This window comes from Streptomyces sp. NPDC027185 (assembly GCF_055567035.1).
Genome location: NZ_JBVHRF010000004.1, coordinates 155409 through 176913, shown reverse-complemented (window position 1 = coordinate 176913; position 21505 = coordinate 155409). Strand labels below are relative to the sequence as shown.

The following is a 21505-nucleotide window of genomic DNA, read 5'->3' as shown; positions in this document are numbered from 1 at the left end:
CTCCCGGCGGAAACCTACGCAGCCGTAAGAAGCGGCTTCCGCCAGATCGTGCCCGATCACAGGCGTCGCGGCTACCACGGGGGCCACCCGGACCGGGAGATTCTCGTCACGTACGCCCCGCCCGTCCCGCGCCCCGTGCGCCCGGGGCGTACCGTCCGCGCCCCCGCGGCGGGGAGAATCGCCGACGCGGCGGCGGGAATCATTCCGGTGCCGCGGGCGCTGCACTGCGACGACGAGTGCCCGCACCATCCCACATCCCACATCCAGGAGGCCGACGGTGCCCCAGCAGGACGACGGCGTACGGCTCGGCGCGGAGAGTCTGGGCGCCGAGCTCGGTGAGCGGGCCACGCTGGTCCAGTTCTCCAGCGCCTTCTGTCAGCCCTGCCGGGCCACCCGCCGCACCCTCGCCGAGGTCGCCGCCATGGTCGACGGCGTCACCCACACCGAGATCGACGCCGAGTCCCGGCTCGGTCTCGTCCGGCGGCTGCGGATCACGGGCACCCCGACCGTCCTGGTGCTCGACGCCGAAGGGGCGATCGTGCGCCGCGCCGCCGGTCAGCCCCGTAAGGCCGATGTCATCGCGGCGCTGGGCGAGGCGGTCCGTGATTGATCTCCCAGAAGCCCGGGGCCCCTTGACGCTGTGTACCACGCATCGTCACTCTGACGTTATGCGGCCAGGAACCCTTCTGTACGGACGCGCCCACGTGGATCTGCTGCGGACCGCGAGCGCACGCTGTCCGGGCGTGTGAGCAGCGACGACACCTCAGCTGCCGGTCCCGCCACGGCGGCCGGCGGCCCTGCCACGGCTCGTACACCTCAGCAGAAGGACAATTCCATGACGGCATCGCCCGATCTCGGCACGCCCCGCACCGCCTCCCCCGACCTGCTGCGTTCCGTCTTCCGGCAGCACGCCGCGGGCGTCGCGGTGATCACCGCGCGGGGCGAGCGTCCCGTGGGCTTCACGGCGACCTCCCTGACCTCCGTCGCCGCCGAACCGCCGCTGCTCTCCTTCGGCGTCGCGACCACCGCCTCCTCCTGGCCGGTGCTGGCCGAGGCGGACCACCTGGGCGTCCACATACTCGGCGAACATCAGCAGGAGCTGGCCGCCACCTTCGCCCGCAGCGGCGCCGACCGCTTCGGCCCCGCCACCTCCTGGCGTACCGGTCCCGAGGGCGTCCCGCTGCTCGACGGCGTCCTCGCCTGGCTGGTCTGCCGGGTCGTCGCCCGCGTCCCGGCCGGTGATCACCGCATCGTCCTCGCCCAGCCGCTGCTCGGCGACCCGGCGGGACCGGGCCGTCCGCTCCTCTACCACCAGGGGCGCTTCAACGCGCTGCGTGACTGAGCAGTTCCCGTAACGCTTCGTCGTCCCCGGGTCGGGGCCGTTGGCTAGGTCACAGTTCAGCGGCCTTGATTCCGGGGACGACACTGTATGTACTGGTGAGTAATATCGGGGTCGGCGCGGGGATTCCGAACCGACCCGGAGCCGCCCCCACAGGCGCCTATGCTGCCAGCACAAGGCAGTTCTGAAGAGACGAAGCAGGTAGGAGAGCCGGCGTGAGCTTGAGGATCGTTGTCTGTGTGAAGTACGTGCCCGACGCCACCGGCGACCGGCACTTCGCCGAGGACCTGACCGTCGACCGCGACGACGTGGACGGCCTCCTCTCGGAGCTGGACGAGTACGCCGTCGAGCAGGCCCTGCAGATCAAGGAAGCCGCCGACGACGCCGAGGTCACCGTCCTCACCGTCGGGCCCGAGGACGCCAACGACGCGCTGCGCAAGGCGCTGTCGATGGGCGCGGACAAGGGCATCCACGTCGAGGACGACGACCTGCACGGCACCGACGCGCTGGGTACCTCCCTCGTGCTCGCCAAGGCCATCGAGAAGGCCGGCTACGACCTGGTCGTCTGCGGTATGGCCTCCACCGACGGCACCATGGGTGTGCTGCCCGCCCTGCTCGCCGAGCGGCTGAACGTCCCGCAGGTCACCCAGCTCTCCGAGGTCGCCGTCGACGGCGGCAAGGTGACCGGCCGCCGTGACGGCGACACCGCCAGCGAGCAGCTGGAGGCGTCGCTCCCGGCCGTCGTGTCCGTCACCGACCAGTCGGGTGAGGCGCGTTACCCCTCCTTCAAGGGCATCATGGCCGCCAAGAAGAAGCCGGTGGAGTCCTGGGAGCTGGACGACCTCGACATCGACGCGGACGAGGTCGGTCTGGACGGTGCCTGGACCGCGGTCGACGGCGCCGCGGAGCGCCCGGCCCGTACGGCCGGCACGATCGTCACGGACGAGGGCGAGGGCGGCAAGCAGCTCGCCGAGTTCCTCGCGGGCCAGAAGTTCATCTGAGGCCCCCGGCCGGGCACCGGACCCGGCCACCCGTCACCGCCCTCATTCTTCCCGCAGGAGAGTCACCCCATGGCTGAAGTCCTTGTCTACGTCGACCACGTGGACGGCGCCGTCCGCAAGCCCACCCTCGAACTGCTCACCCTCGCCCGCCGCATCGGCGAGCCCGTGGCCGTGCACCTCGGCTCCGGCGCGGACACCGCCGCCGCCACCCTCGCCGAGCACGGCGCGGTGAAGGTGCTGGCCGCCGACGCCCCCGAGTTCGCCGAGTACCTCGTCGCCCCCAAGGTCGACGCGCTCCAGGCCGCGTACGAGGCGGTGTCCCCGGCCGCGGTGCTGCTGCCGTCCTCCGCCGAGGGCAAGGAGATCGGCGCCCGTCTCGCGGTGCGCATCGGCTCCGGCATCATCACCGACGCCGTCGACCTGGAGGCCGGCGACGAGGGCCCGGTGGCGACGCAGTCCGTCTTCGCCGCTTCCTTCACCACCAAGTCGCGCGTCACCACCGGCACCCCGGTCATCACCGTCAAGCCCAACTCCGCCGCGCCCGAGGCCGCTCCGGCCGCCGGGACGGTCGAGCAGCTCGACGTGACGATCGCCGACGCCTCCAAGGGCACGAAGATCGTCTCGCGCACCCCGCGCGAGTCGACCGGCCGTCCGGAGCTGACCGAGGCCGCGATCGTGGTCTCCGGTGGCCGTGGAGTCAACGGCGCCGAGAACTTCCCGGTCATCGAGGCGCTCGCCGACTCGCTCGGTGCCGCCGTCGGCGCCTCGCGTGCCGCGGTCGACGCCGGTTGGTACCCGCACACCAACCAGGTCGGCCAGACCGGTAAGTCGGTCTCGCCGCAGCTGTACATCGCCGCCGGTATCTCCGGTGCGATCCAGCACCGCGCCGGTATGCAGACCTCCAAGACGATCGTCGCCATCAACAAGGACGCCGAGGCCCCGATCTTCGACCTGGTCGACTACGGCGTCGTCGGCGACCTCTTCGACGTCGTCCCGGCCCTGACCGAAGAGGTCAAGACCCGCAAGGGCTGAGCCACCACGGGCCGGCCGGTCCGCGCCCACGGTGAAGGCCCCGTACGCACCACGCGTACGGGGCCTTCACCGTGCGCGGGTCAGTGGCCGGCGGCGCCGTCGATCCGTTCGCGCAGCAGGTCGGCGTGGCCGTTGTGGCGGGCGTACTCCTCGATCATGTGGGTGTATATCCAGCGCAGGTTCAGCTCCCGGCCGCGCGGGGCCGAGAAGGTCTCGTCGAGGTCGCGGTCGGCCACCGCCGCGTCGCACGCCGCGGTCTCCTCCCGGAACGCCGCGAGGTCGGCCTCCGCGCCGTGCGGGGTGCCCTCGTCGTGGTCGGCGTCGATGTTCTCGTCCGTGATGTGGAGCGAGGGGAGCAGCTCGCGGTTGAAGCGCTGGCGGAACCAGGCGCGTTCGACGTCGGTGAGATGGCGGACCAGCCCGAGGAGGCTGAGGGTGGAGGGCGCCGCGCTGCGCAGGGTCAGCTGTTCGCCGGTCAGGCCCGCGCATTTGGCCAGCAGGGTGTCGCGGTGCCAGTCGAGCCAGCCCTGCAGCATCTCGCGCTCACCGACGGCGGCGGGCATCGGGCGGCGGTCCACGGAGGGTGCGATCCAGGTCGTCATGGGGTGAGTCTGCCGGGGCGCGCCGTACCGTGCCAGGCACTTTGCGGCGTCATGGACCGGCGGTCGGCCGACCGTGCCGCCGGGGCCGGGCCTTGGGCCTTCCGGTGGCGGCACCGGGCCGCGTCGCCCTGGGGCCGGACGGCCCGTGATGTGCGAAAAGAGGTGTTGACCTTGCCTCCCGCCACGGATAGCTTCGCTTTACGGATTATTGATTCCGTAAAGCGGAAGTGCCTGTCCTGTGGGCGGGCGTAACCCTCGGGAGGATGTCGAATGGGGCAGCAGGAGACCGTGGCGACCAGCCTGGCGGACACCGTACGCGAGGGCATCGGGGCCTCCCTCGCCGCCGTCGACGCGGACCTCGCCCGCCGGTACCCGGGCGACCCCGGCACCCGCCAGCCGGTCCACACCGTCTACGTCCCCGGTGACGCCTTCACCGCGACCACCCTGCGGACCTGGGGCGACGAGGCGCTGGCCGCCCTCGACGCGCACGCCCCGGACGCCGCCGCGCTCGCCCGGGTCCTCGGCATCCCCGACGACCTCGCGGGCCCCGTCCACGACCGCGTCCGTGCCAAGCTCACCCGCGAGCCGGTCGAGGACCTGCGGATCGACTTCGAGGACGGCTACGGCAACCGGTCCGACGCCGAGGAGGACGAGGCCGCCGCCCGCGCCGCCGCGCTCGTCGCCGCCGCCCACCGCGACGGCACCGCCGCGCCGTACACGGGCATCCGTATGAAGTGCATGGAAGCCGCCGTCCGCGACCGCGGTATCCGCACCCTCGACATCTTCCTCACCGGTCTGATGAACGCCGGTGGACTGCCCGAGGGCCTGGTCCTCACCCTGCCCAAGGTGACCTACGCCGAGCAGGTCACCGCGATGGTGCGGCTCCTGGAGGCGTTCGAGCAGGCGCACGGGCTGGCCGGTGGCCGTATCGGCTTCGAGATCCAGATCGAGACCACCCAGTCGATCCTCGGCGCCGACGGCCGCGCCACCGTCGCCCGCATGATCGAGGCGGCCGAGGGCCGTGCCACCTCGCTGCACTACGGCACCTTCGACTACAGCGCCTCCTGCGGCGTCAGCGCCGCCCACCAGTCGCTGGACCACCCGGTCGCCGACCACGCCAAGGCCGTCATGCAGGTCGCCGCCGCCGGCACCGGCGTCCGCCTCTCCGACGGCTCCACCAACGTCCTGCCCGTCGGCACCACCGAGCAGGTCCACGCGGCCTGGCGCCTGCACCACAACCTCGTCCGCCGCTCCCTCGCCCGCGCCTACTACCAGGGCTGGGACATGCACCCGGGCCACCTCCCGACCCGCTACGCGGCGGTCTACGCCTTCTACCGCGAGGGCCTGGAGCAGGCCGCCGCCCGGCTCGCCGCCTACGTGGGCAAGGCCGGCGGCGCGGTCATGGACGAACCCGCCACCGCCAAGGCGCTCAGCTCCTACCTGCTGCGCGGTCTGGACTGCGGCGCCCTCGACGCCGACGAGGTCGCCCGCCTCACCGGACTGACCCGCGCCGAACTGGACGCCCTCGCCGGCCGCCCGGTCCGCGCGGCATGAGACGACGGGCCGCCGCCACGGGGGGAGCGGCGGCCCGTCCGCAGGCTCCGGGGTGAGCGGTGACCCGCCCCGCCGGTGAGCGGTGACCGGTCGCGGGGCCCGGGGTGAGGCGGTGGCCCGCCCCGCGCGCCGCAACTCGCCCGGAAGGGGCCGCGGCTCGCCACGAGGGTGAGCGGGCCCGCCCGCGAGGCCGCTCACCGGGGACGGCCACCCGCTCACCCCGCCAGTTCCGCGGCCTCCTGCCGCAGGGCCCGGACGACCGCCGCGACCGGCGGCGGCACCGGGCCCGGCACGCGCACCACGGCAACCCGCCGTACCTCCTCGGCGACGCCCTCGACCGCCACCAGCCGCACGCCCGGCGGCAGCGCCGGACGGAGCGCCTCCGGAACGGTCGTCACGCCCGCGCCCGCCGCGACGAGGTGCAGCTTCGTCAGCCAGTCCCGCACACTGTGCGCGGCCCGGGGCCGCCCCGGCAGGCCGGGCCACACCCCGAACAGCGCGCCGTCCGCCCCGGACGGCCCGGTGATCCACGCCGCCCCGGCCAGCTCCTGTGCCGTCACCGCGGCGCGCCCGGCGAACGGCCCGTGCGCCGCCACCGCGACCCGCAGCCGTACCTCCAGCAGCGGTTCGACGAGCAGCGCGGGCGTGTCCGTGTCGGGGGAGCGGTGCGGCGGACGCGAGGAGAGCAGCGCCAGATCGAGGCGTCCGCTGCGCAGCGCCCGTACCAGTGCCGGGGTGCCCGCCTCCCGGGTCACGGTCCGCAGCCGGGACCGGTTCTGCCGGAGCGCCCCCAGCGCGCGGGCCACGAGGACCGGCCCGGCGGACGGGAAGTACCCGAGCCGTACCTCGCCCTCGCCGGCCGCGGCGCCGCGCAGCTCCCGTCCGGCCGCGTCCACGGCGTCCAGCGCGACGACGGCGTGACGCAGCAGCGCGCGCCCGGCGGAGGTCGGCCGCACCCCGTCGCGGCGCCGGTCGAAGAGCCGCGTACCGGTGGCCCGTTCCACGGCGGCCACCTGCCGTGACACCGCCGACTGCGTGAAGCCCAGTACCTCCGCCGCGGCGGTGAAGGTGCCCCGCTCGGCGACCTCCCGCACCACCCGCAGCCCGGCCAGCGTCACGTCCAGGCCCCCGTCCGGGCGGCCGTCCTCGCGCTCATCCATGCGCGGTGAGCATAGCCGCCATGCGCACCATGCGCTGGTGGAAGGGGAGTTGGCGGCCGTAGCGTACGGGACGTACGGGCGGTCCGGCGCGGACGCCGCGCCCGTACGGCCCCGGCGTAAGCGCCGCCCGGCCCCCTGTCACCACGACCCGAACGGGATCCCGCCATGCCTCTGGTCAACATCTTTCTCCGCGAAGGCACCACCCCCGCGTTCCGCCGCGACGTCTCGCTGGCCGTCCACCACGCGATGATGGCGGTGCTGGGCATACCGGAGGACGACCGCTTCCACCACATCCACGAGCTGAGCCCGGAGAATGTCCGGACCGAGCCGGTCGCCTTCGGCATCCCGCGCGGCGAGCGGACCCTGGCGGTGCAGATGTTCTTCAACCCCCGGCCGCCGGAGGTGAAGGCGGCGCTCTTCGCCGCCGTCCGCGACCACCTCCGTGACACGGCGGGCGTCCCGGAGGAGGACCTCTTCCTCTGCGTCGTCGAGACCGCCGCGGAGAACTGGTGGGCCGCCGGCCGCACCGTCGACCCGGCCACGGGCTACGACGTCCGGATGAGCCCGGCCTTCACCGGAGGCAATGCCCTTACGGGGCAAGGGAATTGACGCTCACCGGCCCCGCTCCGGGCGTATCTCGCCCGAGCCGCGGGCGATCAGCCGGGTCGGGATCTCCTCGCGGCGCGGCGGCTCGTCGGCGCCCTCCAGACGACGGAAGAGCAGCCCGGCGGCGGTCCGCCCCATCCGGGCCGGGTCCTGCGCGACGACGGTGACCGCCGGGCTCACCAGATCGGCCAGCTCGAAATCGTCGAACCCGACCAGCGCCACCGGGGCGGTGCGCTGCCGCAGGACCCGGACGAGGGTGACCGTCACGCGGTTGTTCCCGGCGAACAGGGCGGTCACCGGCTCCGGGGCGTCCAGCATCGCGCGCGCCGCGTGGGCCACCCGCTCCGGACCGGTCGTGCCGAGCGAGACCCACCCGCCGTCCACCGGCAGCCCGGCGGCGGCCATCGCGGTGCGGTAGCCGCGCAGCCGTTCCTTCGCGGTGTGGATACGCGGCTGGTCGCCGATGAAGCCGATCCGGCGGTGGCCGTGCGCGATGAGGTGGGCGACCGCGTCCCGCGAGCCGCCGAAGCTGTCCGACAGGACGGTGTCCGCCTCGATCCGCCCGGCCGGACGGTCCACGAAGACGGTGGCGACGCCCGCGGCGATCTCCGGCGCGAGATAGCGGTGGTCGTCGCCCGCCGGGATCACCACGAGCCCGTCGACCCGCCGCGCGCACAGCGCCAGCACCAACTCCTGCTCCCGGGCCGGGTCCTCGGCGCTGGAGCCGTTGATCAGCAGTGCGCCGTGGTGGCGGGCCACCTCCTCCACGGCGCGGCTGAGCGGACCGTAGAAGGGGTCGGCGAGATCCTCCAGGACCAGGCCGACGCTGGCGGTGCGGCCCTTGCGCAGGATCCGGGCGGAGTCGTTGCGCCGGAAGCCGAGTGCGGTGATCGCTTCCTGGACGCGGCGCTCGGTGTCCGGGGTGACGCCCGGCTCGCCGTTGACCACCCGGGAGACGGTCTTCAGCCCCACTCCGGCGCGCGCCGCGACGTCCTTCATGGTGGGACGGGTGCCGTAGCGGCGGGAGGCGCCCCGGGCGGTATCGGTCACGGGCGGGGCTCCCTCGGGCGGCGGGGTGTCGGCGGGCCCGTCGATCATAGTCGCTGGACAACGTTGTCAGGTGCCGGAAGACTGGCCCTCTCCGCACACCGGACCGGCGCCGTCGGTCCCCGCGTCCACAGGAGACCGACACCGATGCAGAAGGACCTCAGCGCAGCGCTGGACATCGGCGGCACCAAGATCGCCGGAGCCCTGGTGGACGGGCGCGGCAGACTCCTCGTCCGCGCGGTCCGGCCGACCCCCGCCGACCGGGACGGCGCCACGGTGATGCGCGCGGTCGCCGCGGTCACCGGTGAGCTGACCGCGGCGCCGCAGTGGGAGCGGGTGGGCGCGGTCGGTATCGGCAGCGCCGGGCCGGTGGACGCCGCGGCCGGTACGGTCAGCCCCGTCAACATCCCCGGCTGGCGCGGCTTCCCGCTGGTCGCGGGCGTCCGGGCGCTCACCGGCGACCTCCCCGTCGTGCTGATGGGCGACGGCGTGGCGATGGCGGCGGCCGAACACTGGCAGGGCGCGGCGCGCGGCCGGTCCGACGCGCTGTGCATGGTGGTCTCCACGGGCGTCGGCGGCGGCCTGATCCTGGGCGGCCGACCGCACCTCGGACCCACCGGCAACGCCGGGCACATCGGCCACATCAGCGTCGACCTCGACGGTGACCCCTGCCCGTGCGGCGCGCGCGGCTGCGTCGAACGCATCGCCAGCGGCCCGAACATCGTCCGCCGCGCACGCGAGAACGGCTGGCGCCCGGGGCCCGGCGACGCGCCGGGTGCGGCGGCGGTCGCGGCCGCGGCGCGCGCCGGGGACCCGGTCGCCCGGCGCTCCTTCGAACGGGCCGCGCAGGCGCTGGCCGCCGGGATCGCCGCCACCGCGACGCTCGTGGAGGTCGAACTCGCCGTCGTCGGCGGCGGGGTGGCGGGCGCCGGCGAGGTGCTCTTCGCGCCGCTGCGCCGGGCGCTGCGGGAGTACGCGACGCTCTCCTTCACCGCCGGGCTGAAGGTCGTCCCCGCCGGGACGGGCACCGACGCCGGTCTGGTGGGCGCCGCCGTCGTCGCCGCACAACAGTCCCGTCCCGACATCTTCGCGGCCGCGCCCCGCCCCGCCCCTTGACGCCCCGTCCGGCCCGTACGCCCGCCGGTCCGCCGCTCTCGTCCCGGTACGTCCGGTACGGGGGCGGCCCTCCGTATACGGATGTACGCGCCGGGTGCCGGGGGCTCCGGGCCCCCGGCGGACGATTCGGGGCTCCGGAGGCGTCCCGGGCACTCCCCGGGCGCCTTACCCTGGTGCACGTCAAGAGGCGGGCAGTGAGGCGGCCGGCGGTGACGTCGGGCAGGCGGCAGCGGGAGGAACGGCGACGTGACTTCGGGGGAGCGCGAACAGCGCGGTGCGGACGAGGGCAACGGTGCGGGCGGGGACGGCGCCGCCCGGCCGGACGAGGTGACGGCGGGGCCACCGGGCCCGGACGCCGGGAAGAAGGGCGCGGGCGGGGCCCGCGCCGACGACGATCTGACGGGCCGTCTGCTCGGGGGCCGGTACCGCGTCACCGGCCGGATCGGCCGCGGCGGGATGGGCGTGGTCTGCCGCGCCGTGGACGAGGTGCTGGGCCGCGAGGTCGCCGTCAAGGTACTGCGCGCCTACACCGACGCCTCCGCGCCGGAGCTTGCCGATCTGCGCATCCGTATGCAGCGCGAGGCGCGTGCCGCGGCGCGGATCCGGCACTCCGGCGTGATCACCGTCCATGACGTCATCGACGAGGGCGGACGCCCCGTCATCGTCATGGAGCTGGTGGACGGGCCGTCACTGGACGACGCGGTCGGGCGGCGGGGCGGTATCGAGCCGCGCGAGATGGCCGCGATCGGCGCCCGGGTGATGGACGCGCTGGACGCCGCGCACCGCGCCGGAGTGCTGCACCGGGATGTGAAGCCCGGCAACGTCCTGCTGGACAGCAGCGGCCGGGTGGTCCTCACCGACTTCGGCATCGCCAGCATCGAGGGTCCGGGCGACGGCGCCGAGACCCACCTCACCCGCAGCGGCGAACTGGTCGGCTCGCTCGACTACCTTCCGCCCGAGCGCGCGCAGGGCATGGGCCCGAGCCCCGCCTCCGACATCTGGTCGCTGGGCATGACGCTCTACGCGGCGGTCGAGGGCGGCGGCGCGCCGTTCCGCCGTACGTCGGTGTACTCCACGCTGACCGCGATCGTCACCGAACCGCTGCCCGAGCCGCGGCGGGCCGGACCGCTCACGCCCGTCCTGCACGCGCTGATGGCGAAGAACCCGGCGGAGCGGCCGGACGCGGCGCAGGCCCGGGAGATGCTCCAGGCGGTCGCCGACGGACGCGATCCGGGAGGCGTGGCCGTGCCCGGCGCACCGCATCTGCCGACCGCGACGGACATCAAGCCGGTCGGCCCGCCCGCGCCGCCCAAGGCGTTCGACGCGGCCGCCGGATCCGCGGCCACCGACGGCAACGCCTCGGGCGCGCCCACCGGTTGGCTCTCCGGACCGGGCGCGGCGAGCGCCGCCCCGCCGCCGTCCGGCGCGCCCGAGCCGGTGCACGACCAGCCGACGACGGTGGTCGGCGCGGTGGCGGCGTCCCGCTCGGCCCGGGACACGGCCGCGTTGCCGCGCCCCCGCCGAGGCGGCCGGGTCGCACTCGCCGTCGCCGCCGTGCTGGTGGTCCTCGCGACCGGCGCCGGTGTGACGTATGTGGCGCTCGGCGGCAAGACGGAGAACGTCGCGGGCGGCGGGGCGCCGACGCCGACCGACGGCAGTGCGAGCCGCGCCACCGAGCCCGGCGCACCGGTCTCCCCGAACGCCGAGGAGAGCGGCAAGGGCGACGGCGAGGACACCGACGGCGACCCGGGCGAGGGCGACGCCGGGCAGGGCCCGAGCGGCGCGCCGTCGCGGTCGGGCGAACCGTCCGGCGACGCCTCCGCCCCGAGCGACGACCCGGGCAAGGGCGACGGCGGTTCCGGCCACCACGGCGGGGGCTCGGGCGGCGGTTCGCACAGCGGCGGATCGCACGGCGGCGGTCCGGGCGGCGGCTCGGGCGGTGGCGGCCACAGCACCCCGCCGCCGGAGACCTCGTGCACCCCGGCGGGCGGCGGGAAGACCAACTGCGTGGTGTGGCGTACCGCCGACTCGTACAACGCCTCCGGTCAGAAGGTGGGCGTGCTCAACAGCGGCACCAACTACTTCTACTGCCAGGCGAATCTGGGGCGCCGGGAGACCAACGGCCGCTGGACCAACGTCTGGTGGGCCAAGACCGACGACGACAGCGGCAACGCCGGCGTCTACGTCAGCGTCGTCTACCTCAAGGGCGGCGCCAACGACCAGCCGATGCCGGGGCTGCCGACCTGCTGACCGCCGCCGTGCCGGGCGGGAGAGCCGTCCGGCACGGCCCGACGGGGCTCAGCCGCCCCGCTGCGCCGTCACCCGGTGGACGGCGGTGGCGTGCGCGGGGACCGTCACGGTGATCTCGCCGGTGGTGTGCCGGTCGGTGCGCTGCCACCGGTCGCGTAGCCGGTAGCCGGTAGCCGGTAGCCGGTAGCCGGTAGCCGGGCGCCTCGGGCAGCCCGGCCGCCGCCGCGCCCGTGGTGATCGGCTGCTCGTGGTCGCTCGCGTTGCACAGTGCGACGGCCCGGTCCCCGTCGGCCGGTTCCTTGACCGGCGTCCACCGCCCGCCGTTACTGCCCAGCACGGTCGCCCGCCGGCCCAACGGGCCTGATCGAGCGCGATCACGTCCTTGTCGCGGAGGATGTCGTACGTCTGCGGGGACGCGGCGCGCGGATCGGTGCCGATGAGCAGCGGCGCGGCCATCGTGGCCCGGAGGGTGAAGTGACTGCGGTACGTACTCGGTGTCCGTCATACCGCCGTTGCCGGCCTCCAGCAGGTCCGGGTCGTTCCGGTGCCCGCAACCGGCGTACGGGGCGAGCGGCGGATTCTTCTGGAGAATGTCCAGCACGCTCGCCCAGTTGTCACCGATATCCCCGGTGGTCCGCCACGACCGCCCCAACTCCGCCCGCCCATTCCCGCGGTTTGTTCCCCCCCCATTCGCAGACGCTGTACGTGATCGGGCGGCCGGTGGCGCGCAGTGCGTCCCGCACGGCGGTGTAGCGCTGCCGGGCGTCCACACCTTGGTTGTTGCAGTTGTCGTACGTGAGACGGTCGACTCCCCAGGAGGCGAACTGCCGGGCGTCGCATTCCTCATGGCCCAGCGCTCCGGGAAAACCGATGCCGCTACAGGTCCGGGTACCCGCACTGCTGTAGATGCCGAACTTCGGCCCTTTGCCGTGGACGTGGTCGGCGACCGCCGCGATGCCGTGCGGAAATCGGATCGGACCGGGGACGAGCCGGCCCTTCGGGCCGCGGGCGGGCATCGCCCGGCAGTCTTCGAGATCGACGTAGGCGTATCCGGCGTCCTTGAGTCCTTCGGTCACGAAGAGAGCGGCGATCTTCTTGCCCATTTTCTCGTTGAATCCCAGGCCGCGGTGGGGGAATTCCCGTTGTTGAATCCCGTCGGGGGAGTGGCCGCGAGGCGGTGCGGAGGAGGGCGGCGGACAGCGCGCAGAGGGCCGCGGGGCTCCGCCGTCGGGCGGCGAGGGAGCGCGGGAGGCGCCGCGTGACCAGGTCTTTGTCCTCGGGGTGGCGGGCGATGGGCCGGTCGCTCGTGGAGGGCGACGGTGGAGCGCGTGGAACTCCGCGGGAAGAGCCCGCACCGTCGCGCGGACCGTCCGCACCGGCCTGCGGTCGTGGGTGATGCGCGGGTCGGACGGTGCGAACGATGCGGCTCGCCGGGGTACGGAATTCCGGTGCGATGGCCGCCGTCATATGCGGATGCGGGCATTCCCCGCGCCCGTGCGCGGGCAGGGGTTTCGGTCCGGGAAGCGTTGGGGAGCGCTTGGTTGCCGAGGGCTTCGCGGGGCGGGATACGAGGTGGTGTCCCCACCGTGGCGCATTTCGCGACCGGCGCGTGCACGGGGGCCGCGCAGCGCCCCGCGTCCATGGCGCCGCCGCGCGCTGCGCACCGTCCCCGGATGTGCGCGCGGCCTGGAATCGAGCGTTTTCCGTGGCAGGCTGGTGCGGGCAACTCATCTGGTTCCGGAGAAGAGGGGACACCGTGATCGTCTGGCTGAACGGCACGTTCGGTGCGGGCAAGACCACAGCGGCGCAGGAATTGCTCGACCTGCTTCCGGGGAGCACGCTCTACGACCCCGAACTCCTCGGTCAGGGCCTGCGGATGATGCTGCCCGCCAAGCGCCTGGAGGAAATCGACGACCTCCAGGACCTGCCCGCCTGGCGCCGGTTGGTCGTGGACACCGCGGCGGCGCTACTGACCGAGGTTCCCGGCCCCTTGGTGACCCCGATGACGTTGTTGCGGCAGGAATACCGCGACGAAATCTTCGGCGCGCTCGCCGCCCGCCGCATTCCGGTCCGGCATTTTCTGCTGGATGCGGAGGAAACGATCCTGCGGGAGCGGATCGCCCACCGCGAGGAGACCGCCGCCGACCGGGCGAGCGCGGCACAGGTCCGCCGCTGGGGCCTGGACGCCCTCACCTCGTACGCCGAGGCGCGCAGCTGGCTCAAGGACGACGCGTACGTGGTGGACACCGGGCGGCTGACGCCCCGGCGGACCGCGGCGGAGATAGCCGAGGCGGTGCGCTCCGGCACGGCCGACTGCGGCATCGTGCAGACACCGGAGCCCACCGCCGAAACCCTCGCCGCCGGGGTCCTGCTCTTCGACGACGCCGACCGCGTGCTCCTCGTCGATCCCACCTACAAACCGGGCTGGGAGTTCCCCGGCGGCATCGTCGAGCACGGTGAGCCGCCCACCCAGGCGGGGTTGCGCGAGGTCGTGGAGGAGCTGGGGCTCCAACTGCCGCGCACCCCGCGCCTGCTCGTCCTGGACTGGGAGGCGCCCGAGCCGCCCGGATTCGGCGGGCTGCGGCTGCTCTTCGACGGCGGTCACCTCACCGACCAGCAGACCCGCGGGCTGCGGCTGCCCGGCGCCGAGCTGCGCGAGTGGCGGTTCGTCACCGAGTCCGAGGCGGAGGCGCTGCTGCCGCCGGTCCGCTTCCGCCGTCTGCGCTGGGCGCTGCGGGCCCGCGAACGCGGCTGCCCGATGCTCCTGGAACGGGGCGTTCCGGCGGGCGGCTGACCCGGGGAGCGGCGGTCACACCAGGCGGGCGCGCCCGGGGCGCGGTGACCGGCGCGCGGCGGTGCGGTGCGCGCCGGTCCGCGAGCCGCCGGGCGCCCGGAGCGCGACCACGCCCCGGGCGCCCGCACCGTTCACGGCCGCCCGGGGCCGTACGGCTTCGGCCGTCAGCCGCGCTCGGCCGCGTACCGCTGGAGGAACAGCGCCTCGGCCAGCGACAACCGCTCCAGCTCCTCGGGCGAGACGCTCTCGTTGACCGCGTGGATCTGCGCGTCCGGCTCGCTCAGCCCGATCAGCAGGATCTCCGTCTCCGGGTAGAGCGACGCCAGGGTGTTGCACAGCGGGATGGAGCCGCCCATACCGGCGATCTGCATCTCCTGGCCGTCGTACGCCTCCCGCAGCGCCGCCGCCATCGACGCGTACGCCGGGCTGCCGGTGTCGGCGCGGAACGCCTGGCCCTGGCCGACCTGCTCGACGGCGACCCGCGCGCCCCAGGGTGCGGCGTTCTCCAGATGGGCGGTGAGCAGCCGCGTCGCCTCGGCGGCGTCGGTGCCCGGCGGCACCCGCAGGCTGACCAGCGCACGGGCGCCCGCGTGGACGGACGGGGTGGCGCCGACGACCGGCGGGCAGTCGATGCCGAGGACGGTCACGGCGGGGCGGGCCCAGAGCCGGTCGGCGATGGTGCCGCCGCCGATCAGCCCGACACCGTCCAGCACCTTCGCGTCCTTGCGGAACTCCTCCTCCGGGTACTGCAGCCCCTCCCAGGTGGCGTCGGCGGCGAGCCCGTCCACGGTGGTGGAGCCGTCTTCGGCACGCAGCGAGTCCAGGACGCGGATCAGCGCGGCCAGCGCGTCGGGCGCGGCGCCCCCGAACTGACCGGAGTGCAGATTGCCGGCCAGGGTGTCGACGGAGACCCGCACCAGCGTCATCCCGCGCAGCGTCGCGGTCGCCGTGGGCAGCCCGACGCGGAAGTTCCCGGCGTCCCCGATGACGATGGCGTCCGCGGCCAGCAGCTCCGGGTGCGCCTCGGCGTACCGCTCCAGGCCACCGGTGCCCTGCTCCTCCGAACCCTCCACGATGACCTTGACGTTCACCGGCACCCCGCCGTGCTCCCGCAGCGCCCGCAACGCCGTCAGGTGCAGGATCACCCCGCCCTTGCAGTCCGCCGCGCCCCGCCCGTACCAGCGGCCGTCCCGCTCGGTCAGGGTGAACGGCGGGGAGTCCCAGGCGGCCTCGTCCAGCGGCGGCTGCACGTCGTAGTGGGCGTACAGCAGCACCGTCGGCGCGCCCTCGGGGCCGGGCAGGAAGCCGTAGACCGACTGTGTGCCGTCCGGGGTGTCCAGCAGCGCCACGTCCTGGAAGCCGTCGGCCCGCAGCGCGCCGGCGACCCAGCCGGCCGCCGCCTCGCACTCGCTCTTCGGGAACTGCTCCGGGTCCGCGACCGACCGGAAGGCCACCAGCTCGGCCAGTTCGGTACGGGCGCGGGGCTGCAACGCGGCGACGGTGCGGGCCAGCGGACTGTCAGACATGGACGCTCCTTGTGGGCGCGGTGTGTTCCTCCGGACCCGCGATCCACCGGGTTGCGGGGCCGCGGGCGACCCGGAGGTACGGGTTGAATCCCCCCGATCTTCCCACAGGCGTTCGAGCCGAGCGCGGCCCGTAGGATGCGGGCGGTAGGCCCGGCACGGAATCGAACAGGAGCAGGCGCACAGGTGAGCAGCGAGCAGGCAGCCCAGGACAACGAGCAGGTGTGGGACGTCGTGGTGGTGGGCGCCGGTCCCGCGGGCGCCTCGGCGGCCCACGCGGCGGCGTGCGCGGGGCGCCGGGTGCTGCTCCTGGAGAAAGCGGAACTGCCCCGCTACAAGACGTGCGGCGGCGGCATCATCGGCCCCTCCCGGGACTCCCTGCCGCCCGGCTTCACGCTGCCGCTGCGCGACCGGGTGCACGCGGTGACCTTCTCCCTCAACGGCAAGCTGACCCGCACCCGCCGCTCCCGGAGCATGCTGTTCGGGCTGATCAACCGGCCCGAGTTCGACGAGGGCCTGGTCAAGGCGGCCAAGGACGCGGGCGCGGAGATCCGTACCGGCGTCGCGGTCTCCCGCGTCGAGCAGCACGGTACGGAGGTGCCCGACCGCCGGACGGTCGCCGTGGTGCTCAGCGGCGGTGAGGTGATCCTGGCGCGCGCGGTGGTCGGCGCGGACGGCAGCGCGAGCCGGATAGGCGCGCACGTCGGCGTCAAACTCGACCAGGTCGACCTCGGTCTGGAGGCGGAGATCCCGGTGCCGCCGACCGTCGCCGAGGACTGGAAGGGCCGCGTCCTCATCGACTGGGGCCCGCTGCCCGGCAGTTACGGCTGGGTCTTCCCCAAGGGCGACACCCTCACCGTCGGCGTGATCTCGGCCCGCGGCGAGGGCGCCGCGACCAAGCGGTACCTGGAGGACTTCATCGCCCGGCTCGGCCTCGCGGGCTTCGAACCGGCGATCTCGTCCGGACACCTGACGCGGTGCCGCACCGACGACTCGCCGCTCTCCCGCGGCCGGGTCCTCGTCGCCGGGGACGCCGCGGGCCTGCTGGAGCCGTGGACGCGCGAGGGCATCTCCTTCGCGCTGCGCTCGGGGCGGCTGGCGGGGGAGTGGGCGGCCCGCGTCGCCGAGGCGCACGACGCCGTGGACGCCCGCCGTCAGGCCCTCAACTACGCCTTCGCCATCAAGGCGGGGCTCGGCGTCGAGATGAGCGTCGGCCGCCGGATGCACGCCGTCTTCGCGCGCCGCCCCGGACTGCTGCACGCCGTCCTCACCGGCTTCCGCCCCGCCTGGAAGGCGTTCGCCGACATCACCCGCGGCACGACCACCCTCGGCGAACTGGTCCGCAGCCACCCGATGGCCCGCCGCGCCCTGGACGTCATGGACCGCCGGACGGCCAAGGAGGGCTGAGCGGGGCGCCGTCGGGGCGGGGACGGCGTACGGGGCGCGGGCGCTGACCGGACTCGGAGGTTCCCTGGCCGGGTCGCCGGGGGCGGCGGGTTCGGGACGGCCGGTCCGCCGGGCCCGTCGGCCCGGTGGCGGCGGATCGCCGCTTCGCCGGGCGGGGGAGCCGGGGCGGTGTGCCGCCCTCGCCCCTCGTCGCCGCATCGCATCCGGTACCGGCGCTCCGGCGTGCTGCCGTCGGCCGTCCGCGGCCCTCCGCCGCCTTCCGCTCCGCCGTTTTCGCCGTGCTGACCCGGCGGTTCACGACTCCGTGATGCGGAAGACGGGGTGCCGCGGCGCCGCGGCACGCAGCGCCGCGTCGGAGGAGTCGGCGGTGATCTCGCCGAAGTACGACTTCACCTCCCAGCCCCAGCGGCGCAGATAGGCGCGCAGCAGCTCCGGCGTCTCGCCCGGCGGTACCTCCACGGCGGTGAACGGGCGGGTGCGGCGGCCGACCCGCAGCTGCCCGCCACCGGCCGCGCGCATGTTCCGCACCCAGTCGGACTCCCCGCGCGCGGAGACGAGATAGCGCGCGCCGCCGTACGTCATCGGGTTGACGGGCACCCGCCGCCAGGCACCGCTCCGGCGGCCCCGGACCGACAGGTCCGCCGCGCCGGCGAGGCTGATGCCCCGGCGGGCGAGCCAGCCGACGGCGGCGTTGAAGCGGGCGGTCGTACGGCCGGGCTTGAGGTAGCGGGACATCTGACCCTCCAGGGCGTTCACGTTCTTCCGGACTCGTCCGACGCGGCAGCAGGGCTCTTCCGGCGCGTCGATGTGGGGCGGGCGGGCCTGGTCACCGCAGGTCGGTGCGGAGGGGCAACCCTTAAAAGTGAGCACTGCTCTCGCTTGAGATCAGTGTGCACGGGCGGGACGAGTACTGCAAGAGCAGTGCTCTCGTTCTGGTGTGGCGTTCGCTTTCTGGTGCGGTGATCCGAGGGATGGCAGACTCCTGCCATGACGGCGATCCGAGGGGCCAGGGAACGGGCCCGCAGCGAAATCACCACGGCCATCAAGGACGAGGCCCGCAGTCAACTCGCGGCCGAGGGCGCCACCAAGCTCTCCCTGCGCGCTGTGGCCCGCGCCCTGGGAATGGCCTCCTCCGCGCTCTACCGCTACTTCCCGAGCCGCGACGACCTGCTCACCGCCCTGATCCTCGACGCGTACCACGCGATCGGCGCGGCGGCGGAGGAGGCGGACCCCGGGGCGGGAGATGCCGTGGCGGGGAAGGCCGGCGCGGACGCGGCCGGTCACGTCGAGCGCTGGGTCGCCGTCTGTGGCGGGGTCCGCGCCTGGGCGCTGGCCCATCCGCACGAATACGCCCTGCTCTACGGCACGCCCGTCCCCGGCTACCACGCCCCGCGGACGACGGCGGCGCCCGCCGGGCGGGTCGCCCGCGCGCTGATCGCGGTGATCGCCGACGCCCACGCGGCCGGTGCGCTCCATCCGCCGTCCGTGCCGCTGCCCGAGGCGGTCGCGGCCGAGGCGTGCACTCTGATGGCGGAGTTGGAGGTCACTCTGCCCGCGCCCGTCATGGCTGCCCTGGTCGCCACCTGGGCCCAGCTCTTCGGGCTGCTCAGCTTCGAGGTGTTCGGCCAGTTCAACCGGGTGATCGAGGACCGTGACGCCTTTTTCGCCCATACGGCCCGAAGGCTCGCGGAGGGCGTGGGTCTGACGAACGGCCGGAGCGGCACGGCCTGATCCGGCCGGCCGGTCTCACGGAACGACCTGTGCCACTCTGCGCTGACGGCTGACGGCTGACGGCTGACGGCTGACGGCTGACGGCTGACGGCTGTCAGCGCAGGGCGACCGCTGCCTCCGTGCGTTCGGTGGCGATCTTGACGGCGAAGCCCGCGAGCGCGGTGCCCATCACGTAGCGGTGCAGGCGCTGCCAGAGCGGATGCCGGGCGAAGAACCCGGCGACGGAGCCGGCGGTCACGATGAAGAACGCGTTGCCCGCGACCCCCACCGCTATCTGGACCAGCCCCAACAGCAGCCCCTGGAGGCCGACATGGCCACGCTCCGGATCGACGAACTGCGGCAGCAGTGAGATGTAGAGGACGGCCACCTTGGGGTTGAGCAGGCAGGTGAGGAAGCCCACCAGGAAGAGCTTGCGGGGCCTGTCGGGCGTCAACTCCTCAGTGGCGAGGGGCGACCGGCCACCCGGCCGGACGGCTTTCCAGGCCAGCCAGAGCAGGTAGCCCGCACCGGCCAGCTTGATCGCCAGGTAGATCTCCGGCACCAGCGCGAAAACGGTGGCGATCCCGGCGGACACCGCGACGAGGTAGACCAGGAAGCCGAGAAACACCCCGGCCAGCGAGATCAGTCCCGCCCGGCGCCCCTGCGAGATCGACCGGGAGACCAGATAGATCATGTTCGGCCCCGGCGTCAGCACCATGCCGAACTCCACCGCCGCGATCCCCGCCACCGCTTCCGGCCCGACCACTCCACACCCCCGTACATGCGTTCGCCTGTGGGCAACCTAGCAGTTGAGCGCATGCGCCGTGGCCCCGCTTCCCGCGCCGTCGGCCCCGGGGCCGGCATGTGCCGAATGGTCCCGCTGGTCCCGCGGCGAGGTGTGACGCACGGGCCCGCATCCGGAGCGTGCGGCACGTCTTTCCGTGGTCAGAGGTGCCGCACGAGCCCGCATTCGCCGCGTGCCGTACGTCTCCCTGCGGTCAGGCCGTCCCGCGCCCTCCGGAACCGTGCCCGTCCGGCACTCCGTGAGGCGCACGGATGCCCGGGGCCACGCCTTTCGGCGCCCGCGGGTCCGTCGCGGCATCCGGGGGAGGTGGCCACGCGGTGTTCCTCGGGCGGGAGCCGCCGTACGGCCTCCCGCCGACCCGCCCGCACCGCGCGGCGGCTCCTCGTCGGCCCTCCCGTGACGGCCCCGGCTCCCGTCCCGTCAGATCCCGCCGTGTTCCTCCCAGAGCCGTACGAGGGACTCGTCGCCCTGCACCGTCAGGGCGTCCCACGGTGCGCGGTTCCACAGTGTGAGGTAGAGCGCCTCGGCGGGGCCCTCGACGCTCAGGTCGGCGGGCTCGTCCGCTTCCGCGCCGCCGTGGCCGCCGGGGGTCCGCAGGGTGCGGGGCGGGGCCTGGGACAGGCGGACCGTCCACTCGGCGTCGGCCGCGTCCGTCGCCCGTACCCGCAGGGTCTTCGGCTCGGTGGTGCGTACCCGGCTGCGCTCCTGGCTGTGCACCCCGGCGAGTATCTCGTCGATACCGTCCGCGGCGAAGGCGGGTGGCAGCGGGGTGAGGGCGGCGCCGAGCGCCTGCTGGGCATCGGCGCGGTGGACGGCCGTCTCGTGCGCCTGCCGCCGGGCCCAGAAGGCGAGCGGCGAGGAGGCGGGCAGGAACGTCCAGGTGTCGAGGGACTCCGGCGCCTCGTGGAGCGCCAGCACCAGGCGGTGGTGGCCCTCGCGCAGCCACGGCACCAACTCCTCGTCCGTGAGGCCGGGAGCCTCACCCGGCCTCGACGGATGCTCCAGCCCCTCGGTCACGTACCCCGTGGCCCAGCGGTGGACCCGGCCCACATGGACGACCAGATCGCGCATCCGCCACTCCGGACACGCCGGAACTGGGGCGTCGGGCCCGGCCTCCTCCGCGGCGGCGGCCAGCAGGGCTCCGTCCAGCCGCAGTGCTTCGACGAATTCGGTGATCTCCATGCGCCCGAGTCTGCCAGCCACCACTGACAACCGAGCCGGGCGCCCCCTGCCGACCGACCGCGTCCCCCCGCCCACGCCCGGTCCTGACCTCGGCCTTCGTCTTTTTCATCCGTTCTCGCCCCACGTTTGCCCGCCTCGCCCGTGCGGTGCGAGGGACCGCCGTCCTCATCGGCCGGGCGAGGGCGGTGCGTTGGCGATTTCTGAGGTTCTTGTGTGTGGGGCGGCGAGTCTCACCAGGGGCGATGTGTGCGCCGCCCGCCTCCCCGGGACGGTCGCTCCGGCCGGGGCCGTCGGCCGTGCGACGCCCGGCGGCGAGCGGGACCGGTGGGTGCGCACCCACCGGAATCGGGCGCGGGGCCCCACCGTGTTTTGTTCCG

The 21505-nt window shown here is 74.3% G+C and carries 18 protein-coding genes and 1 pseudogene; 11 read left to right on the top strand and 8 right to left on the bottom strand.

The window, feature by feature from the left end:
* Positions 1-277 precede the first annotated feature (277 nt).
* The 4 genes from ACZ4M8_RS14355 (at position 278) to ACZ4M8_RS14340 (ending at position 3372) form a co-directional block, all read left to right on the top strand.
* Positions 278-610 carry a TlpA family protein disulfide reductase gene (locus ACZ4M8_RS14355; protein ID WP_467606869.1) on the top strand — a complete coding sequence of 111 codons (333 nt, stop codon included), beginning with the start codon at positions 278-280 and terminating at the stop codon, positions 608-610.
* Positions 611-835: 225 nt separating this feature from the next.
* Positions 836-1342, top strand: a complete 507-nt coding sequence (locus ACZ4M8_RS14350) for a flavin reductase family protein (protein ID WP_467606867.1) — start codon at positions 836-838, stop codon at positions 1340-1342.
* A gap of 212 nt (positions 1343-1554) precedes the next feature.
* Entirely contained in the window at positions 1555-2340 is a 786-nt protein-coding gene (locus ACZ4M8_RS14345) for an electron transfer flavoprotein subunit beta/FixA family protein (protein WP_467606864.1), read from the top strand.
* A 69-nt stretch (positions 2341-2409) separates the two neighbouring features.
* Entirely contained in the window at positions 2410-3372 is a 963-nt protein-coding gene (locus ACZ4M8_RS14340) for an electron transfer flavoprotein subunit alpha/FixB family protein (RefSeq protein ID WP_467606862.1), read from the top strand.
* Between the two features lie 80 nt (positions 3373-3452).
* On the opposite strand, the gene ACZ4M8_RS14335 is transcribed toward ACZ4M8_RS14340, so the two are convergent.
* Entirely contained in the window at positions 3453-3974 is a 522-nt protein-coding gene (locus ACZ4M8_RS14335; RefSeq protein ID WP_467606861.1) for a DinB family protein, read from the bottom strand.
* Positions 3975-4244: 270 nt separating this feature from the next.
* Here ACZ4M8_RS14335 and ACZ4M8_RS14330 point away from each other — a divergent pair, with 270 nt between their 5' ends.
* Positions 4245-5528 carry a DUF6986 family protein gene (locus ACZ4M8_RS14330; protein ID WP_467606860.1) on the top strand — a complete coding sequence of 428 codons (1284 nt, stop codon included), beginning with the start codon at positions 4245-4247 and terminating at the stop codon, positions 5526-5528.
* A gap of 215 nt (positions 5529-5743) precedes the next feature.
* On the opposite strand, the gene ACZ4M8_RS14325 is transcribed toward ACZ4M8_RS14330, so the two are convergent.
* A complete protein-coding gene (locus ACZ4M8_RS14325; RefSeq protein WP_467606858.1) occupies positions 5744-6688 on the bottom strand; it encodes a LysR family transcriptional regulator in 945 nt (314 codons plus the stop codon).
* Positions 6689-6853: 165 nt separating this feature from the next.
* Here ACZ4M8_RS14325 and ACZ4M8_RS14320 point away from each other — a divergent pair, with 165 nt between their 5' ends.
* On the top strand, positions 6854-7297 hold the full coding sequence (locus ACZ4M8_RS14320) for a tautomerase family protein (protein WP_467606855.1): 444 nt from the start codon (positions 6854-6856) through the stop codon (positions 7295-7297).
* A 3-nt stretch (positions 7298-7300) separates the two neighbouring features.
* Here the strand turns inward: ACZ4M8_RS14320 and ACZ4M8_RS14315 are convergent, their stop codons facing one another.
* Positions 7301-8344 (bottom strand): LacI family DNA-binding transcriptional regulator, encoded by a 1044-nt coding sequence (locus tag ACZ4M8_RS14315; protein WP_467606853.1) that lies wholly within the window; start codon positions 8342-8344, stop codon positions 7301-7303.
* Positions 8345-8488: 144 nt separating this feature from the next.
* On the opposite strand from ACZ4M8_RS14315, the gene ACZ4M8_RS14310 reads away from it, so the two are divergent.
* Positions 8489-9457: an ROK family protein gene (locus ACZ4M8_RS14310; protein WP_467606851.1), complete on the top strand. Its 969-nt coding sequence runs from the start codon at positions 8489-8491 to the stop codon at positions 9455-9457.
* A gap of 246 nt (positions 9458-9703) precedes the next feature.
* On the top strand, positions 9704-11707 hold the full coding sequence (locus tag ACZ4M8_RS14305; RefSeq protein WP_467606849.1) for a serine/threonine-protein kinase: 2004 nt from the start codon (positions 9704-9706) through the stop codon (positions 11705-11707).
* A gap of 57 nt (positions 11708-11764) precedes the next feature.
* Here ACZ4M8_RS14305 and ACZ4M8_RS14300 read toward each other — a convergent pair.
* Positions 11765-12914, bottom strand: a pseudogene (locus ACZ4M8_RS14300) (glycoside hydrolase family 27 protein); the annotation flags it as partial.
* Positions 12915-13463: 549 nt separating this feature from the next.
* On the opposite strand from ACZ4M8_RS14300, the gene ACZ4M8_RS14295 reads away from it, so the two are divergent.
* Positions 13464-14501 carry an NUDIX hydrolase gene (locus ACZ4M8_RS14295; RefSeq protein ID WP_467606847.1) on the top strand — a complete coding sequence of 346 codons (1038 nt, stop codon included), beginning with the start codon at positions 13464-13466 and terminating at the stop codon, positions 14499-14501.
* A 164-nt stretch (positions 14502-14665) separates the two neighbouring features.
* On the opposite strand, the gene ACZ4M8_RS14290 is transcribed toward ACZ4M8_RS14295, so the two are convergent.
* Entirely contained in the window at positions 14666-16027 is a 1362-nt protein-coding gene (locus ACZ4M8_RS14290; protein WP_467606845.1) for a M20/M25/M40 family metallo-hydrolase, read from the bottom strand.
* Positions 16028-16210: 183 nt separating this feature from the next.
* Here ACZ4M8_RS14290 and ACZ4M8_RS14285 point away from each other — a divergent pair, with 183 nt between their 5' ends.
* Positions 16211-17431, top strand: coding sequence for a geranylgeranyl reductase family protein (locus ACZ4M8_RS14285; protein ID WP_399094451.1), 1221 nt, complete (start codon positions 16211-16213; stop codon positions 17429-17431).
* A gap of 294 nt (positions 17432-17725) precedes the next feature.
* Here the strand turns inward: ACZ4M8_RS14285 and ACZ4M8_RS14280 are convergent, their stop codons facing one another.
* Positions 17726-18166, bottom strand: a complete 441-nt coding sequence (locus ACZ4M8_RS14280; protein ID WP_467608017.1) for a nitroreductase family deazaflavin-dependent oxidoreductase — start codon at positions 18164-18166, stop codon at positions 17726-17728.
* A 252-nt stretch (positions 18167-18418) separates the two neighbouring features.
* Here ACZ4M8_RS14280 and ACZ4M8_RS14275 point away from each other — a divergent pair, with 252 nt between their 5' ends.
* Positions 18419-19162: a TetR/AcrR family transcriptional regulator gene (locus ACZ4M8_RS14275; protein WP_467606842.1), complete on the top strand. Its 744-nt coding sequence runs from the start codon at positions 18419-18421 to the stop codon at positions 19160-19162.
* A 94-nt stretch (positions 19163-19256) separates the two neighbouring features.
* Here the strand turns inward: ACZ4M8_RS14275 and ACZ4M8_RS14270 are convergent, their stop codons facing one another.
* Positions 19257-19907: a LysE family translocator gene (locus ACZ4M8_RS14270; RefSeq protein WP_467606840.1), complete on the bottom strand. Its 651-nt coding sequence runs from the start codon at positions 19905-19907 to the stop codon at positions 19257-19259.
* A gap of 459 nt (positions 19908-20366) precedes the next feature.
* Positions 20367-21128, bottom strand: a complete 762-nt coding sequence (locus ACZ4M8_RS14265) for a maleylpyruvate isomerase family mycothiol-dependent enzyme (protein ID WP_467606839.1) — start codon at positions 21126-21128, stop codon at positions 20367-20369.
* Positions 21129-21505 lie beyond the last annotated feature (377 nt).

Bases quoted from the DNA above. Each gene is read 5' to 3' on its own strand.
- ACZ4M8_RS14265 (WP_467606839.1), bottom strand. From the start codon at position 21,128: ATGGAGATCACCGAATTCGTCGAAGCACTGCGGCTGGACGGAGCCCTG.
- ACZ4M8_RS14325 (WP_467606858.1), bottom strand. From the start codon at position 6,688: ATGGATGAGCGCGAGGACGGCCGCCCGGACGGGGGCCTGGACGTGACG.
- ACZ4M8_RS14290 (WP_467606845.1), bottom strand. From the start codon at position 16,027: ATGTCTGACAGTCCGCTGGCCCGCACCGTCGCCGCGTTGCAGCCCCGC.
- ACZ4M8_RS14340 (WP_467606862.1), top strand. From the start codon at position 2,410: ATGGCTGAAGTCCTTGTCTACGTCGACCACGTGGACGGCGCCGTCCGC.
- ACZ4M8_RS14330 (WP_467606860.1), top strand. From the start codon at position 4,245: ATGGGGCAGCAGGAGACCGTGGCGACCAGCCTGGCGGACACCGTACGC.
- ACZ4M8_RS14320 (WP_467606855.1), top strand. From the start codon at position 6,854: ATGCCTCTGGTCAACATCTTTCTCCGCGAAGGCACCACCCCCGCGTTC.
- ACZ4M8_RS14275 (WP_467606842.1), top strand. From the start codon at position 18,419: ATGACGGCGATCCGAGGGGCCAGGGAACGGGCCCGCAGCGAAATCACC.
- ACZ4M8_RS14310 (WP_467606851.1), top strand. From the start codon at position 8,489: ATGCAGAAGGACCTCAGCGCAGCGCTGGACATCGGCGGCACCAAGATC.
- ACZ4M8_RS14280 (WP_467608017.1), bottom strand. From the start codon at position 18,166: ATGTCCCGCTACCTCAAGCCCGGCCGTACGACCGCCCGCTTCAACGCC.
- ACZ4M8_RS14335 (WP_467606861.1), bottom strand. From the start codon at position 3,974: ATGACGACCTGGATCGCACCCTCCGTGGACCGCCGCCCGATGCCCGCC.
- ACZ4M8_RS14350 (WP_467606867.1), top strand. From the start codon at position 836: ATGACGGCATCGCCCGATCTCGGCACGCCCCGCACCGCCTCCCCCGAC.